Source organism: Burkholderia sp. A9 (assembly GCF_000801975.1).
The window spans coordinates 156,742-172,218 of record NZ_JSZN01000003.1 but is presented as its reverse complement, the minus strand read 5'-3'; the positions used below and the strand labels follow the sequence as shown (position 1 = coordinate 172,218).

Below are 15,477 nucleotides of genomic sequence, written 5' to 3'. Positions count from 1 at the left end.
GGAACCGGTCACGGCCGGGACATGCCGGTGCGGACTAATAACGGCCATGCACCGACCGCCGGCCCCGCTCGACCGGCGCCACTCTTACCGACCCACAGGATCCTCTTCATGTCCGCCACCAATCGACGCGATTTCCTGCGCCTCGCCGCCCAGTCGGCCGGCGCGATGGCCGCCTACGCCGGCTTCCCGCCCGCGATCCGCAACGCGCTGGCCATGCCGGCCGCGTATCGCACCGGCACGATCCGCGACGTCGAACACGTCGTGATCTTCATGCAGGAAAACCGCTCGTTCGACCATTACTTCGGCGGGCTGCGCGGCGTGCGCGGCTTCAACGACCCGCGTCCGCACCTGCTGCCGAGCGGCGCGCCGGTGTGGCAGCAGCCGCCGGCGTCGGTGTTCACCAAGCACTACCATTCGCGCGGGCTCGATCCGTCGGCGCCGTACGTGCTGCCGTTCTACCTCGACCCGAAGCAGACGACCGAATTCCAGCCGGGCACCAACCACGGCTGGAGCAGCGGCCACCTGTCCTGGAACAACGGCCAGTGGGACCAGTGGGTGAACCAGAAGCAGGACGTGCTGACGATGGGCTATCTGAAGCGCCAGGACCTCACGTACCACTACGCGCTGGCCGACGCGTTCACGATCTGCGATTCGTACTTCTGCTCCGCGCACGCCGATACCGCGCCGAACCGCATCTACCTGTGGACCGGCACGGTCGACCCGCGCAACATCTACGGCAGCCCGCCGAACGGCCCGGGCATCGGCGAGCGCGACGACGTGAACGGCTACACGTGGACGACCTACGCCGAACGCCTCGAGAACGCGAAGGTCAGCTGGAAGGTGTACCAGGGCGGCACGGGTATCCCGGGCGACCCGACCGACAACTACACCGACAACTCGCTGATGTTCTTCAAGAAGTTCCAGGTGAAGGAAGGCGCGAGCGGCCCGCTGGTCGACAAGGGCGCGTCGGACCACACGCTCGCCGAGCTGAAGGCCGACGTGCAGGCGAACCGGCTGCCGCAGGTGTCGTGGATCGTGTCGCCGTACAAGTACAGCGAGCACCCGCAGGCGTCGCCGACCGACGGCGCGTTCTACATCAACATGGTGCTCGAGGCGCTGACGTCGAACCCCGAGGTGTGGGCGAAGACGGTGTTCATCCTCAACTACGACGAGAACGACGGGCTGTTCGACCACGTCGTGCCGCCGGTGCCGCCGGTGACGAGCGGGGTGGGCGGCCAGGGCATCGTGTCGTCGAACCTGCTGTCGAACCTCGGCGACGAACTGCTCGACCTGAACAAGTACCCGGGCGAGATGAGCCCGCTGGTGCCGGGTGCGGACCCGGGCGGGATCCAGCCGATCGGCCTCGGGCCGCGCGTGCCGCTGATCATCATCTCGCCGTGGACGAAGGGCGGCTGGGTCTGCTCGGAGACGTTCGACCATACGTCGGTACTGCGTTTCCTCGAGGCGCGCTTCGGCGTGATGGAGCCGAACATCAGCGCATGGCGCCGGTCGATCTGCGGCGACCTCACGTCGGCGTTCGATTTCTCCGCGCGACCCGATACGCGCACGGTGAGCTTCACGGTGCCGCAGCACATCGCCACGGCCGGCCAGGCGTACCAGGTGCCCGCGCAGCAGTCGATGCCGGCGCAGGAGCCGGGCACCCGTCCGGCACGCGCGTTGCCGTACGAGCTGTTCGTGCATGCGCGCGTGAACGGCCGCGACGACAGCGTGTCGCTCGATTTCGCGAACTCGGGCGACGCGGGCGCCGCGTTCTACGTGTACGACCGTCGTAACCCGGCGACGCCGCCGCGCCGCTATGCGGTGTCGTCGCACGACCGCTTCGCCGATACCTGGAGCACGGCGGCCGCGCGCGGCGACTACCATCTCGCCGCCTACGGCCCGAACGGCTATCTGTGCGAATTCCAGGGCAACACGCGGCTCGCCGCGGACGGCAGCCACGCGAACCCGGAAGCGAAGATCGGCTACGACGTGCGCAACCGCCACGTGTACCTGCAACTGCGCAACAGCGGCCGCGCGGCGTGCCGCGTGGTCGTCGACAACGCATACAGCCATGCGCATGCGCGGACCTACACGCTGGAGCCGGGCGAACGCATCGAGGATCACTTCGAGCTGTCGTCGAGCCACGGCTGGTACGATCTGACGATCACCGCGACGACGCTGCGCGGCGGCGACGACAAGGTCGTGCGCCGCTTCGCGGGCCACGTCGAGACGGGCCGGCCGAGCCAGAGCGATCCGGGACCGGTGAAGCAGACGGCCTGACGGCGGGCCTGCATCGCACGGCCGGTGTGCTCACGCCGGCCGTGCGACTGGTTTTTGGAAACTGAAAACTGTTGACAATATTCCGGGCCGAGGATATATAAGGATCATTCGCCGATATGGCGCCCTCGTTTTCATCCGCAGCTACGCTGCCTGCCCGACCATGACAGCCCCGAACGCGCTCAACGCCATCGAACTCCTGCAAAGCCAGTCGCTCGCGATGATTGTCCAGGACATGCTCGAGCGCGCGATCGTGTCCGGCGAATACGCACCGGGCGAGAAACTCAACGAAGTCGATATCGCGACCAAGCTGAACGTGTCGCGTGGCCCCGTGCGGGAAGCGTTCCGCGCGCTCGAGCAGGCCGGGCTGCTGCGCAACGAGAAGAACCGCGGCGTGACGGTGCGGGTCGTGCCGCTGCGCGAGGCCGAGGAGATCTACGAAGTGCGCGCGATGCTCGACGAGTCGGTCGCGCGCGCGCTCGCGAAGCGCATTTCGCCCGACACGCTGAAGGTGCTGAAGGGCATCATCCAGTCGATGAAGGACGCGGCGAAGACGCACGACGTCACGCGCTACACCGAGCTGAACGTGCAGTTCCACGACGCGATGGTGGTCGGCGTCGGCAATACGCACCTCACCGACACCTATCGCCGGCTGGTGCGTCAGCTCGGGCTGCTGCGCCAGGCGGCGATCGAGGCCGAGGAGGACGCGATCGCCGTGTCGGCGGCCGAGCACGACAAGATCGTGCAGGCGCTGGCCAGCGGCGACGAGGAGAAGGCCGTCGCGCTCGTGCGCGAGCACGTCACGCATGGTCTCGCACGGATGCGTCGGACGCACGAGCAGGGGCTGCCCGCGACGGGCAAGGCGGCGCGGGAGAAGGCTGGCGCGTGAGCTGTCACGTTACCGGTTTTACCGCACATTGACGACGAAAGGGTGTGAAGCCGCTGGATCACGGCCTTTCGTAGTTGAGTCGCCGGCTTGCGTATGGCCCGCTTGCATAGTCGAGTCTGACGGCGCCTCTCCGCTCGACGTTGATGATGTCCGGCCGAATGCAGTGATCACCCGCGGTTGATCAGTTGCCGCGCTGTTTATCAAAGAAATCGTCCAGTACCCAGCCCGTTTCGGATTCACAGCGCACTTGGGTGTATGCATAAATTTTCGCAACACGATCCGTCAGAGGAACGCACGACGCTCCTTTCCTGACCGTAAAGATCGGTTGGGTCCTGTCGTCGTTGGGTTCGGCGAAGGCAGGCATGTCGCGCAGCGCCGTCCATTTCTCATCTTTATATTTCGAGCACGCACTGATCATCACCGTGAGTGCGGCTAGTAGCAGAAAGCGAATCATTTCTTCGGATATCGTCGAATTCCAATCAATCGTTTCGAATGGCGCAAGCCGATCATCAAATCTGCAGGCGCTATGATACCCGGCAGCTGCCACCTCGGGTCGTAAGCAAGAATGCCTACCTTGCCAAGGACTTCGGCTATATTCGATGAGCAATTGTTGTCGGCGAGGGAGTAGTGCTTGTTTTCCAGGCGCCTCTTTTTTATTTCGGAAATGATGATTCCTTTCTCGCTCTCGGTAGCGTTGATGAGATAGCCGATTGTGTCGCGACGCATCTTGGTCTGCTGACGATCAAGATAACTCGCTATGTTATCGACATCCCATCCTGGATGTGCTCTGCCATATACGATGCCGTCAATTGCGATCGCGGCGTGCCCGAACTGCGACCCCCTGGAAACGGAGCGGGAGTCACTAATCAAAATTTCAATAATTGGTGACGTATGCATTGATGTGCAGGAAATGGTGCTTTCTGTTGCGGTTGTGGCATCCTATCAAGTTATCTGGGGTTATAAAATCGAGATATTCGATTGATAAAATGAGAAGAATATCTCGCGGAGAATTTGCGTTTAATTGGGCTTGCGGCGGGGTGTGTCTTGCGGGTGTGAAATTATTTGGAGATAGATTTACACATTTTTTAGAAAGGCGGCGTTGCGGGCGGCGCGTTTTATTGATGGGCTCCCGGTGTTCGTTTTCCGACCAAAGCGTCGGGCGAGCAAGTCGCCGGTGCACTAGTCTTGCGAGGCGCTTGCGATTCTTCCCCCTCATCGCATTGCGCCCGCCGGTCACGCCTTGTCGGCCTTGCCCGCCGCGCTCGCGAATTTCGCGAGCCACGTATCGACGAGCGCCGGCTGCCGGCTCTCGTCTTCCGCACGCTCCTTGCGGCGGATCGCATTGCGCACGACATGCGCGCCGACATAGCGGATCGGCTCCGGCGGGAACTGGCCGAGCGGGCCGCGCACGATCGGGCTGCGGGTCCATGCGTTGTCTAGGCCCAGCACGAGCGACGACAGGATCTGCCCGCCCATGTAGGTCGGCCCGACGCCGTTGCCCGAATAGCCGAAGCCGTAGAACACGTTCGGCGCGTCGTCGAGGCGGCCGAAGAACGGGAAGCCCGTCACCGAGCGGTCCGACGGCCCGTTCCAGCTCGCGGTGACCGGCACGCCCGCGAGCGACGGGAAGAAGTCGCGCAGGCTCTGCGTGAGCTGCGCCTCGTACGGCGAGCGCCGGTCGAACACCGGTGCGATGCGACTGCGCCACGAGAACGTGTTGCCGCCCTTGCCGAGCATCAGCCGGCCGTCGGCGGTCGTGCGGTAGTAGTACACGAAGATCCGCGAATCGAGCACCGACACGCCGTCCACGAGCCCGGTCTTCTCGAGCAGTTCCGGGCATTTCTCGGTGATGACCATGTCGCTCGACACGACCGCGATCGTGCGTTCGAACTGCGGGAAGCGGCTCGCCATCCACGCGTTGATCGCGAATACCAGCTTGTTCGCGCGCACGCTGCCGGACGGCGTGCGCACGACGGCCGGTTGTCCCGGCGTGAAGTCGACGAGCGGCGTGCGCTCGTAGATCCGGATCCCCATGTCGAGCGCGACGCGGCGCAGCCCGCGCACGAGCTTGCCCGGATGCACGGTTGCGGCGATCGGCGAGTACACGCCGTCGAGATTGCGTGCGGAACCCGAGCGGCGCGCGACTTCGGCGGCCGGCAGCGGCTCGTAGCTGTGGATGCCGCACGCGGCGAGCGCGTCGAGCACCGGCGCGAGCGTGCCGACCTGCGCGCGCGAAGTCGCCGTGTACAGCGTGCCGTCGAGCCGAAGTTCGGCGTCGATGTCGTGCGCGCGGCAGAAATCGGCGATGTGCTGGACGGCCGCTTCCGACGCCTTCACGAGGCGGATCGCCTCGGCTTCGCCGAACAGGCGCCGCAGCGTCAGGAATTTCGCGGACCACGTGAGCAGGCAGCCGCCGTTGCGTCCGCTCGCGCCGGCGCCGCACAGGTCGGCCTCGAGGATCGCGATGTCGAGCGCCGGGTTCTGCTGCTTTGCCTGGATCGCGGTCCAGAGCCCCGTGAAGCCGCCGCCGACGATACAGACGTCGGCCTGGGTTGCGCCCTGCAGCGCGGGGGCGAGATCGCCGTCGTTGAACAGGGCTTGTTCGATCCAGAAGGGTCGCATCGGATGTCGTGCCGGTAAGGGTCGGGCGCCGTGCCGCGCACAGCGGGAAAAAAGAAAACGAAACCGCCGCACGGCGACGCGCGGCGGTGGGCCGCGCGCCGCGGTGCGGCCCGGTGCATCGCGTCAGGCTGCCGCTTCGGCGGACATGCGGTGCACGCCCATCGCCTTCAGCGTGTCGGCGATCGCGGCGACGGCGCCTGGAATGCCGGCTTCGCCGAAGTGGCCGATGCAGCCGACGCGGAACGTGTCGACTTCGGTCAGCTTGCCCGGATACAGAATGTAGCCGCGCTTTTTGACCTCCTGATAAAAGCGCTTGAAGTCGTAGTTCGGATCGTCCGGCGCATGGAACGTGACGATGATCGGCGCCTGGATCGCCGGATCGAGGAACGGCCGGAAGCCGAGCGCGCGCATCCCGTCGATCAGCGCACGGTAGTTGCGCTGGTAGCGGCCGCCGCGTGCGGCGAGCCCGCCTTCGTCGACGTATTGCGCGACGGCCGCATCGAGTGCCGCGACCACGTGCGTCGGCGGCGTGAAGCGCCACTGCGTCGTGCGCTGCATGTAGACCCACTGGTCGTACAGGTCCATCGCGAGCGAGTGGCTGTTGCCTTCGCAGCGTTCGAGCGTGGTGCGCTTCGCGATCACGAAGCCGAGCCCCGGCACGCCCTCGAGGCACTTGCCGGACGCGGCGATCACTGCGTCGAACGGCGTCGTGCGCGCGTCGATGTCGATCGCGCCGAACGAGCTCATCGCGTCGACGATCAGCCCGCGGCCGTGCTGCGCGACCACCTGCGCGACGTCGTGCAGCGGGTTCAGCACGCCGGCGCCGGTTTCGCAGTGCACGAGCGCGACGTGCGTGATGGTCGGATCCGCGGCGAGCGCGCGCTCGACGTCGGCCGGATCGACGCGGCGATCCTCGCTGTAGTCGATCGTCGTGAGCCGGCGGCCGAGCACGCGGCAGATCTTCGCGAGGCGTTGGCAGTACGCGCCGTTGTTCGGCACGAGCACGTGGCCGTCGCGCGGCACGAGCGTGCCGATCGCGGCCTCGACCGAGAACGTGCCGCTGCCCTGCAACGGCACGCATTCGTGCGTGCCTTCGCCGTGCACGATCTGCAGCAGCCGTTCGCGCAGCCGCGCGGTGATGGCGTTGAAGTCGCCGTCCCACGAACCCCAGTCGCGCAGCATCGCGTCGCGCGTGCGGTCCGAGGTCGTCAGGGGGCCGGGGGTGAGCAGGATGGGCTGGGTGGCGAGCGTCATGGTGTCTCCTGGATGAAGTCGGGACGTCACGTGAATGCGGCTAAAGGATCAACGGCGATGCGGGTTGCGCCAGGCCTGCGTGCGGCGCAACAGGCGGTGCGAGATGCACGCGAACAGCACGCAGGCGAACGACGAGGTCGCGAGCACCAGCGTCGCCATCGCGGCGGCCGGGCCCATCTGGCCCGCGTCGTCGAGGTTCAGGATCGCGACCGAGGCGGGCTGGGTGTCCGGCGAGTACAGGAACGCGACGGCCGACACGGTCGTCATCCCGTTGACGAACAGGTAGCGCGCGATCAGCAGGATCGCGGGCAGGCACACGGGCACGGTCACGCGCAGGAAGGTCTTGTAGAACGGCACCTTCAGCGACGCCGACACGGCCTCGAACTCGCTGTCGATCTGCCGCAGCGCGGTGACGGCGGTCAGGTGGCTCGACGCGTAGTAGTGGACGACCGTGACGATCGCGAGCAGCCACAGCGACCCGTACAGCCCGTTCAGCGGATTGCCGGGCGCATTGAACAGGAAGATGTAGCTGATGCCGAGCACGAGGCCGGGCACGCCCATCGGCAGGATCGCGCACAGGCTGATGAAGCCGCGCAGCCAGCGCGCGCCGCGGGTCTTCTCGATCAGGTAGGCGCCGCCGAACACGACGATCGTGCCGCCGAGCGCGACGGTCGCGGCCATCCGCAGGCTGTTCTTGTACGCGTCGAAGATGCCGGCCCCGATCAGTCCCATCCGGTAGTGCTGCAGCCCGAGACTCATCTGGTACGGCCAGAACTTCACGAACGACGCGAACACCGAGATGCCGACCACCGCGATGAAGAATGCGCACACCAGCGCGCAGTACGCGAGCATCGCGGCGTCGAAGCCGCGCGACGGCTTCGGCTGGTAAGGCGTCGAGCGTGCGCCGAGCTGCGACTGCTGGCGGCGGCGGATGAAGAAGTCGACGCCGAACGCGACGAGGGCCGGGCACAGCAGCATCAGGCTCACGACCGCGCTCCGGTTGAAGTCCTGCAGCCCGATGATCAGCTTGTAGATGTCGGTCGACAGCACGTTGTACGAGCCGCCGATCACCACCGGCACGCCGAAGTCGTTGATGCACATGGTGAACGCCACCATCGTCGCGCTGATCAGCCCGTATTTCGCGCCGGGCAGCGTGATCGTGAAGAACTTGCGCATGCGGCGCGTGCCCATCGCGTCGGCGGCCTCGTAGAGCCGGCCGTCCGCGAGCGACAGCGCGGTGACGAGGATCATCAGCACGTGCGGGAACGATGCGTACACCATGCTCAGCACGATGCCCGGCAGTCCGTAGATCGAGTGGCCGTGCAGCAGCGGCTTCAGCAGCCCCGCGTTGCCGAACCAGTAGATGAACGACACGGCCGACAGCAGCGTCGGCGCGAGCAGCGGCAGCAGCGCGATCGTGCGCGCGGCGTTCTTCAGCGGCATGCACGAGCGCGTCAGCGCATACGCGAAGGTGAATGCCATCGGTACGACGATCGTCGTGACGAGCGCGCCGACCGTCAGCGAATGCAGCATCGAGCGCAGCACGCCGCTGTCCTCGAGGTACTCGACGAAGTTGTGCGCGCCGACGAAACGCCCGTCCGCGTCGACGAAGCATTTCTGCACGACGAGCGCGAGCGGCAGCAGCAGGAACAGCGACATCAGCGCGGCCATCGCGACGAGCGCGAGCTGCGCGAGGCGGTCGTGCCAGTGCGTGATCTGCCGCACGTCGGCGGGGGCGGGGGCGCCGCGGCGGCGCTCGGTCAGGACGGTGCTCATTGCAGTCGCTCCTTCGCGCTCGGGAACACGCGGACATGCTCGCGATCGAGCGCGAGGTCGATGCGTGCGCCGGCCTGCACGCCGGTGCGGTCGACGTCGTGATACGACAGATCGGCGACGATCTCCTGGCCGTCGAGCCCGTCGATCCGGAAGCTCACGCGGCAGAACGCGCCGAGGAACTCGAGCTTCTCGACGCGGCCGGCCAGCACGTTGTCGGCCGTCTCGCCCGGCACGCGGATGCGCAGGTCCTCGGGCCGCACGTAGACCGATACCGCCGCGCCCTGGGCCGGGCGGGCGGTGCCGTGGCGGCAGTCGAAGCCGACGCCGCCCGCCCGCAGCGTGCCGTCCTGCGCGACTTCGGCGGGGATCGTGTTGACCCGGCCGATGAAGTCCGCGACGAACGGCGACGCGGGCTGCCGGTAGATTTCGAGCGGCGTGCCGATCTGCTCGATCACGCCGTGGTTCATCACGACGATGCGGTCGGCCATCGACAGCGCTTCTTCCTGGTCGTGCGTGACCATGATCGTCGTCACGCCGAGCCGCTGCTGCAGCGCGCGGATTTCCTGGCGCAGCCGCACGCGCACGCGCGCGTCGAGCGCCGACAGCGGCTCGTCGAGCAGCAGCAGGCCCGGCGACGTCGCAAGCGCGCGCGCCAGCGCGATACGCTGCTGCTGGCCGCCGGACAACTGGCCCGGATGCTTGCGATGGCTGTCGGGCAGGCCGACCAGCGCGAGCAGCGTGTGCACGCGCTCGTGGATCGCGTCGCGCTTCATCCTGCGGTTCACCAGCCCGTACGCGACGTTGTCGAAGACGGTGAGGTTCGGAAACAGCGCGTACGACTGGAACACGATCCCGTAGTCGCGCAGTTGCGGCGGCAGCCGCGAGATGTCGCGGCCGTCCTGCGTGATGTGGCCGGCGTTTTGCGCCTCGAGCCCCGCGATGATCCGCAGCAGCGTGGTTTTCCCGCAGCCGGACGGCCCCAGGAAGCAGATCATCTCGCCCTTCATTACGCTCAGGTTGATGTCGGTGAGGACCTGTGTGTCGTTGTACCGCTTTTCGATGCGTTCTACGCTCAGATAGGGTGCCATGCACGCCTCCACGCTGCGGGCGGCCCGGACGCGGGCCGGATACGACGATGGAAAGGGATGCGGGGCGGCGCGTGGCGCGGCCCCGCTGCCGGTTGCGGCGTTACTGCTGGGCCTTCGCCCCGTAGCGCTTCTGCCAGGTCTCGAGGATCGATTGACGGTTCTTCGCGGACCACACGAAATCGTTCTTCACGAGCAGGTCCGCATAGTTGTCGGGGATGCCGGCCAGCTTGCGCGCGACGCCCGGGTACGCGACGATCGCCCACCAGCGTGCGGTGATCTGGTTCGCGTCCTTGCTGGCCATGAAGTCGGCGAGCTTCTTCGCGGCGTCAGGCTGCTTGGTCGTCTTCATGATCGCCGTGCCTTCCATGTCCCAGCCGAGCCCTTCCTTCGGGAACACCAGGTCGATCGGCGCGCCCTGCGCCTGCAGCTCGTGGCCCCGGAACTCGAACGAGATGCCGATCGGGAATTCGCCGGTGCCGGCGAGCGTGCACGGCTTCGAGCCCGAGTGCACGTACTGGGCGACGTTCTTGTCGAGCGCGTCCATGAATTTCCAGCCCTTGTCGTCGCCGAAGGTTTGCAGCCAGGCAGTCACGTCGAGATAGCCGGTACCCGACGACACCGGGCTCGGCATCACGATCGCGCCCTTGTAGACCGGCTTCGTCAGGTCTTCCCACGACGTCGGCTTCGGAATGTTCTTGGCCTGTGCGGCGACGCGGTTGTAGCAGATCGTCGCGCCCCACACGTCCATGCCGACCCAGTGCGGCGGCGTGTTCGCGTCGCTGTACTTGCGCGTGAGCTGGTCGAAGTCCTTCGGCGAGTACGGCATCAGCATCCCCTGCAGGTCGAGCAGTGTGAGGCTCGATGCGGCGAGGCCGAGCACGACGTCCGCGCGCGGATTGTTCTTTTCCGCGAGCAGCTTCGCGGTGACCGAGCCGGTCGAGTCGCGCACCCAGCGGATCTCGATGTCGGGGTTCGCTTTCTCGAACGCGTCCTTGTAGGGCTTCATCGCCTCGTCTTCCAGCGCGGTGTAGACGAGCAGCGACGTCTTCGCGTGCGCCGCCTGGGCCGCACCGAGCGCGACCGCGGCAGCCAGCGCGACACGGGCCGCGCCCGTCGCCCATCCATTGAAACGCTTGTGTACCGGCACTTCGTTCATCTTCAGACCCCTTGACTGTGGCGCCGCGGCACGCGGCGGATGAGTGGAGACCAGCCCTCTTTGTGCTTCCTCGTGCTTCCGTATTTTGCTTTCTGTTATTTGCATGTTGTTGACAATCTACAAATCATCAATTTTAATGTCAAGCATGGAAAACACCTCCTCGGCGCGGCGCGGGCGCCGACAGCTCAACCCCCTTCGAACCGAAAGGACTGAACGTCATGACTGAAACGCCTGTATCCGTGGAAGTGAACGGCCGCCGCTACAACTGGATGAGCCGCCCCGTGGTGGTGGTCTGTGTCGACGGCTGCGCCTATGAATATCTCGAGATGGCGGCCGAGGCCGGCGTCGCGCCGTTCCTGCGCACGCTGCTGAAGCCGGGCACGGCGCTCAAGGGCGAGTGCGTGGTGCCGAGCTTCACGAACCCGAACAACCTGTCGATTGTTACCGGCGTGCCGCCGTCGATCCACGGGATAAGCGGCAACTACTTCTACGATCGCGACACCGGCGCCGAGGTGCTGATGAACGATCCGAAGTACCTCGTCGCGCCCACCGTGCTCGCGACCTTCGCGGAGCAGGGCGCGCGCGTCGCGGTCGTCACCGCGAAGGACAAGCTGCGCCGCCTGCTCGGCAAGGGGCTCAAGGGCATCTGCTTCTCGTCGGAGAAGGCCGATGAAGCGAGCATCGAGGAAAACGGCATCGACGACGTGCTCGAGCTGGTCGGCAAGCCGGTGCCGAGCGTGTACAGCGCGGACCTGTCGGAATTCGTGTTCGCGGCCGGCGTGCGCCTGCTCGAGACGCGCCCGATCGACCTGATGTACCTGTCGACGACCGACTACGTGCAGCACAAGTGCGCACCGGGCACCGACGGTGCGAACGCGTTCTACCAGATGATGGACACGTACCTGAAGCGGCTCGACGAACTCGGCGCGATCGTCGCGATCACGGCCGACCACGGGATGAACGCGAAGCACGACGGTGAAACCGGCGAGCCGAACGTGATCTACCTGCAGGAGCTGTTCGATGAATGGCTCGGCCACGACGCAGCGCGCGTGATCCTGCCGATCACCGATCCGTACGTCGTGCACCACGGCGCGCTCGGCTCGTTCGCGACCGTCTACGTGCCGGATGACGCCGATACCGACGCGCTGCGTGCGCGACTCGCCGCGGTGGACGGCATCGAGGTCGTGCTGACCGGCGCCGAAGGCTGCGCGCGCTTCGAGCTGCCGCCCGACCGGATGGGCGACCTGATCGTGATCTCGAAGCAGGACGTCGTGCTCGGCACGCGCCGCATCAAGCACGACCTGTCGGGCCTCGACGTGCCGCTGCGCTCGCACGGCGGGATCTCCGAGCAGATCGTGCCGCTGATCTTCAGCAAGCCGGTCGCGACTGACGTCACGGGGCGCGCGCGGCTGCGCAACTTCGACATCATCGATATCGCGCTCAACCATCTGCAGTGACGCGGACGCATCCGCCAGGGAGACACTCATGAACGCCATTGCAGCATCGACGGAAGTCCGCGCACTTCATCGCGAAGCACTGCGAATCGATGGTGAAAGAATCTATCGCGACGCGGTGATCGAGGTGCGCAACCCGTACGACGGCGCGCTGGTCGGCACCGTCCCGAAGGCGACGCTCGACGACGTGCGCCGCGCGTTCGCGGTCGCGCGTGCGTACCGGCCGTCGCTCACGCGGCACGAGCGTGCGGCGATCCTGCGCCGCGCGGCCGACATCGTGCGCGCGCGCACCGCCGAGATCGCCGCGCTGATCACGGCCGAGGCCGGTTTGTGCATCAAGGATTCGACCTATGAAGCCGGGCGCGTGGCCGACGTGCTCACGTTCGGCGCGGGCGAAGTGCTGAAGGACGACGGGCAGATCTTCTCGTGCGATCTGACGCCGCACGGCAAGAAGCGCCGCGTGTACACGCAGCGCGAGCCGCTGCTCGGCGTGATTTCCGCGATCACGCCGTTCAACCATCCGATGAACCAGGTCGCGCACAAGGTCGTGCCGTCGGTCGCGACCAACAACCGGATCGTCGTGAAGCCGTCGGAGAAGGTGCCGCTGTCGTGCTACCTGTTCGCCGACATCCTCTATGAAGCCGGCCTGCCGCCGCAGATGCTGCAGGTGATTACCGGCGACCCGAAGGACATCGCGGACGAGCTGGTCACGAACCCGGCGATCGACCTGATCACGTTCACCGGCGGCGTATCGATCGGCAAGTCGATCGCGTCGCGGATGGGCTATCGGCGCGCGGTGCTCGAGCTCGGCGGCAACGATCCGATCATCGTGATGGAGGATGCCGATCTCGACGAGGCGAGCACGCTCGCCGTATCGGGCTCGTACAAGAACTCGGGGCAGCGCTGCACGGCGATCAAGCGGATGCTCGTGCACGAGGCCGTGGCCGACCGCTTCACCGAGCTGGTCGTCGAGAAAACCCGCGCGTGGGCGTACGGAAACCCGGCCGACCCGTCGGTCGACATGGGTACGGTGATCGACGAAGCGGCCGCGAAGTTCTGCGAGCAGCAGGTGAACGACGCGATTGCGCGTGGGGCACGATTGCTGGTCGGCAACGTGCGCGACGGCGCGCTGTATTCGCCGACGGTCATCGATCGCGTGACGCCCGACATGCCGCTCGTGAAGTACGAGACGTTCGGGCCGGTGTCGCCGATCATGCGCTTTCGCGACATCGACGAGGCGATCCGGATGTCGAACAGCACCGACTATGCGTTGTCATCGTCGGTCTGCACGAACCGCTTCGACAGCATCACGCGCTTCATCACCGAACTCGAAGTCGGCAGCGTGAACGTGCGCGAAGTGCCGGGCTACCGGCTCGAACTGACGCCGTTCGGCGGCGTGAAGGATTCGGGTCTCGGCTACAAGGAGGGCGTGCAGGAAGCGATGAAGAGCTTCACCAACACGAAGACCTATTCGCTGCCATGGTAAGTGGCGTGTGATGCGGACGCGCCGGCTCGAAGGCCGGCGCGTGGATTGTCCCCCGACGGGATGCGGCCGCGACGGTCGCCAGGCGACGGTCAATCGTCGTCGTCGTGGTGATGTCGCCAGCCGCGATGCCAGCCGTTGTCGTGCCGGTAGCGGCGGTAGCGATATTCGCCGTAGTACGGGGCGTAATAGGCGGGCGCCGGCTCGTACACGACGGGCGGCGGCGGGTAGTAGACCGGCGGCGGCGCCTCGATCACCGGCCCCGGCACGCCGAAGTACACGCCGATGTCGGCGTGCGCGAACGCGCTTGCCGACAGGCAGGCGGCCGCGATGCCGAGGGCACTGGACAACACGATGCGTTTCATTTGCCGTTCACTCCGTTCGTGGGGGCAAGGCCCGCGAGCAATAGGTTCACCTGTGTTCATGGTACGTAGCGCATGCCGAACAGGTGATACCGCGGTGTCGCTTCTGTAACCGCCGGTAACGAATCGTCGGACAATCGCAGCGCTGCATCGCGGTGGATTCGTCTGATGGATGAGCGTGGCTGGCCGGCGCGTTATTCGACGCGCTCATATCGTTAGCCGATTTGCGTTTTTGCCGGGCCTCGACGCGTCGGTAGAATTTGCGGACCTCTCGCGCGGCCGTTCGGGCCGGCGGGTTCACTCCCTTCCATCGTTCGGGGTCCGCACTATGAAATTCCTACGCTCCATCCTGGTCGTCGCATTGCTGCAGGCCACGGCCGTCACGAGCGCGCTGGCTGCCGACGACCTGTCGCAGATCAAGTCGGCCGGCGTGTTCCGGGTCGGCACCGAAGGCACCTATGCACCGTTCACGTATCACGACGCGACGGGCAAGCTGACGGGCTTCGACGTCGACATCGCGAGCGCGATCGCGCAGCGTCTCGGCGTGAAGGCGGAGTTCGTCGAAGGCAAGTGGGACGGGCTGATCGCGGGCCTCGACGTGAACCGCTACGACGCAGTCGTCAACGAAGTGTCGATCACCGATGCGCGCAAGGCGAAGTACGCATTCTCGACGCCGTACATCACGTCGCACGCGGTGCTCATCGTGCGCGCGGACAACACGTCGATCCGCTCGTTCGACGACCTGAAGGGCAAGAAATCGGCGAATACGCTGACCAGCAATTTCGGCAAGCTCGCGGCCGCGCACGGCGCGGACGTGGTGCCAGTGCAGGGCTTCAACGAATCGATCGACCTGCTGAGCTCGGGTCGCGTCGACGCGACCATCAACGATTCGCTGTCGTACCTCGATTTCCGCAAGCACAAGCCCGACGCGAAACTGAAGATCGCGGCGACCGACACGACCGGCGCCGGCGATGCATCGGGCGTGCTGCTGCGCAAGGGCAGCCCGGCGCTGGTGGCCGCGGTCGACCGGGCGCTCGCGGATATCAAGGCCGACGGCACCTACGCGAAGATCTCGCAGAAGTACTTCGGCCGCGACGTGTCGCAGCCGTGATGCGA

At 66.1% G+C, this 15,477-nt stretch carries 13 protein-coding genes; 5 read left to right on the top strand and 8 right to left on the bottom strand.

From position 1 onward, the window contains the following. Positions 1–108 precede the first annotated feature (108 nt). Both PI86_RS01745 and PI86_RS01740 read left to right on the top strand, forming a co-directional pair. On the top strand, positions 109–2,280 hold the full coding sequence (locus tag PI86_RS01745) for a phosphocholine-specific phospholipase C (protein ID WP_039318094.1): 2,172 nt from the start codon (positions 109–111) through the stop codon (positions 2,278–2,280). A 160-nt stretch (positions 2,281–2,440) separates the two neighbouring features. Beyond that, entirely contained in the window at positions 2,441–3,166 is a 726-nt protein-coding gene (locus tag PI86_RS01740; protein ID WP_039318090.1) for a phosphonate utilization associated transcriptional regulator, read from the top strand. 181 nt (positions 3,167–3,347) lie between these two features. Here PI86_RS01740 and PI86_RS01735 read toward each other — a convergent pair whose 3' ends face one another. From PI86_RS01735 to PI86_RS01710, 7 genes are all read right to left on the bottom strand, one after another. Next, complete coding sequence (locus PI86_RS01735) at positions 3,348–3,620, bottom strand: hypothetical protein (RefSeq protein WP_039318089.1); 273 nt, start codon at positions 3,618–3,620, stop codon at positions 3,348–3,350. Further along, on the bottom strand, positions 3,617–4,063 hold the full coding sequence (locus PI86_RS16775) for a hypothetical protein (protein WP_152608017.1): 447 nt from the start codon (positions 4,061–4,063) through the stop codon (positions 3,617–3,619). The genes PI86_RS01735 and PI86_RS16775 overlap by 4 nt, the downstream gene beginning before the upstream one ends. 336 nt (positions 4,064–4,399) lie before the next feature. Then, complete coding sequence (locus PI86_RS01730; protein ID WP_039318086.1) at positions 4,400–5,788, bottom strand: FAD-dependent oxidoreductase; 1,389 nt, start codon at positions 5,786–5,788, stop codon at positions 4,400–4,402. A gap of 123 nt (positions 5,789–5,911) precedes the next feature. Continuing rightward, entirely contained in the window at positions 5,912–7,042 is a 1,131-nt protein-coding gene (locus tag PI86_RS01725; RefSeq protein WP_039318082.1) for a 2-aminoethylphosphonate--pyruvate transaminase, read from the bottom strand. Positions 7,043–7,090: 48 nt separating this feature from the next. After that, entirely contained in the window at positions 7,091–8,818 is a 1,728-nt protein-coding gene (locus PI86_RS01720) for a putative 2-aminoethylphosphonate ABC transporter permease subunit (RefSeq protein WP_039318079.1), read from the bottom strand. Next, entirely contained in the window at positions 8,815–9,906 is a 1,092-nt protein-coding gene (locus PI86_RS01715; protein ID WP_039318078.1) for a putative 2-aminoethylphosphonate ABC transporter ATP-binding protein, read from the bottom strand. Before PI86_RS01715 ends, PI86_RS01720 begins: the two co-directional genes overlap by 4 nt. 100 nt (positions 9,907–10,006) lie before the next feature. Beyond that, entirely contained in the window at positions 10,007–11,062 is a 1,056-nt protein-coding gene (locus PI86_RS01710) for a putative 2-aminoethylphosphonate ABC transporter substrate-binding protein (RefSeq protein WP_039318076.1), read from the bottom strand. Positions 11,063–11,280: 218 nt separating this feature from the next. Between PI86_RS01710 and phnA the strand changes: the two genes are divergently transcribed. Both phnA and phnY read left to right on the top strand, forming a co-directional pair. Then, positions 11,281–12,519, top strand: a complete 1,239-nt coding sequence (phnA, locus tag PI86_RS01705) for a phosphonoacetate hydrolase (RefSeq protein ID WP_039318074.1) — start codon at positions 11,281–11,283, stop codon at positions 12,517–12,519. Between the two features lie 28 nt (positions 12,520–12,547). Next, the gene (phnY, locus tag PI86_RS01700) at positions 12,548–14,002 is read left to right on the top strand and encodes a phosphonoacetaldehyde dehydrogenase (protein ID WP_039318072.1); all 1,455 of its coding nucleotides are present in this window, start codon (positions 12,548–12,550) and stop codon (positions 14,000–14,002) included. A gap of 89 nt (positions 14,003–14,091) precedes the next feature. On the opposite strand, the gene PI86_RS01695 is transcribed toward phnY, so the two are convergent. Further along, complete coding sequence (locus PI86_RS01695; protein ID WP_039318070.1) at positions 14,092–14,364, bottom strand: hypothetical protein; 273 nt, start codon at positions 14,362–14,364, stop codon at positions 14,092–14,094. A gap of 325 nt (positions 14,365–14,689) precedes the next feature. On the opposite strand from PI86_RS01695, the gene PI86_RS01690 reads away from it, so the two are divergent. After that, the gene (locus PI86_RS01690) at positions 14,690–15,472 is read left to right on the top strand and encodes an amino acid ABC transporter substrate-binding protein (RefSeq protein WP_039318068.1); all 783 of its coding nucleotides are present in this window, start codon (positions 14,690–14,692) and stop codon (positions 15,470–15,472) included. Positions 15,473–15,477 lie beyond the last annotated feature (5 nt).

What these genes read in the sequence shown, in the direction of transcription:
- PI86_RS01715 (WP_039318078.1), bottom strand. Translation starts at nt 9,906, where the DNA reads ATGGCACCCTATCTGAGCGTAGAACGCATCGAAAAGCGGTACAACGAC.
- PI86_RS01735 (WP_039318089.1), bottom strand. Translation starts at nt 3,620, where the DNA reads ATGATTCGCTTTCTGCTACTAGCCGCACTCACGGTGATGATCAGTGCG.
- PI86_RS01710 (WP_039318076.1), bottom strand. Translation starts at nt 11,062, where the DNA reads ATGAACGAAGTGCCGGTACACAAGCGTTTCAATGGATGGGCGACGGGC.
- PI86_RS01720 (WP_039318079.1), bottom strand. Translation starts at nt 8,818, where the DNA reads ATGAGCACCGTCCTGACCGAGCGCCGCCGCGGCGCCCCCGCCCCCGCC.
- phnA (WP_039318074.1), top strand. Translation starts at nt 11,281, where the DNA reads ATGACTGAAACGCCTGTATCCGTGGAAGTGAACGGCCGCCGCTACAAC.
- phnY (WP_039318072.1), top strand. Translation starts at nt 12,548, where the DNA reads ATGAACGCCATTGCAGCATCGACGGAAGTCCGCGCACTTCATCGCGAA.
- PI86_RS01725 (WP_039318082.1), bottom strand. Translation starts at nt 7,042, where the DNA reads ATGACGCTCGCCACCCAGCCCATCCTGCTCACCCCCGGCCCCCTGACG.
- PI86_RS01695 (WP_039318070.1), bottom strand. Translation starts at nt 14,364, where the DNA reads ATGAAACGCATCGTGTTGTCCAGTGCCCTCGGCATCGCGGCCGCCTGC.
- PI86_RS01730 (WP_039318086.1), bottom strand. Translation starts at nt 5,788, where the DNA reads ATGCGACCCTTCTGGATCGAACAAGCCCTGTTCAACGACGGCGATCTC.
- PI86_RS01690 (WP_039318068.1), top strand. Translation starts at nt 14,690, where the DNA reads ATGAAATTCCTACGCTCCATCCTGGTCGTCGCATTGCTGCAGGCCACG.
- PI86_RS01745 (WP_039318094.1), top strand. Translation starts at nt 109, where the DNA reads ATGTCCGCCACCAATCGACGCGATTTCCTGCGCCTCGCCGCCCAGTCG.
- PI86_RS16775 (WP_152608017.1), bottom strand. Translation starts at nt 4,063, where the DNA reads ATGCATACGTCACCAATTATTGAAATTTTGATTAGTGACTCCCGCTCC.
- PI86_RS01740 (WP_039318090.1), top strand. Translation starts at nt 2,441, where the DNA reads ATGACAGCCCCGAACGCGCTCAACGCCATCGAACTCCTGCAAAGCCAG.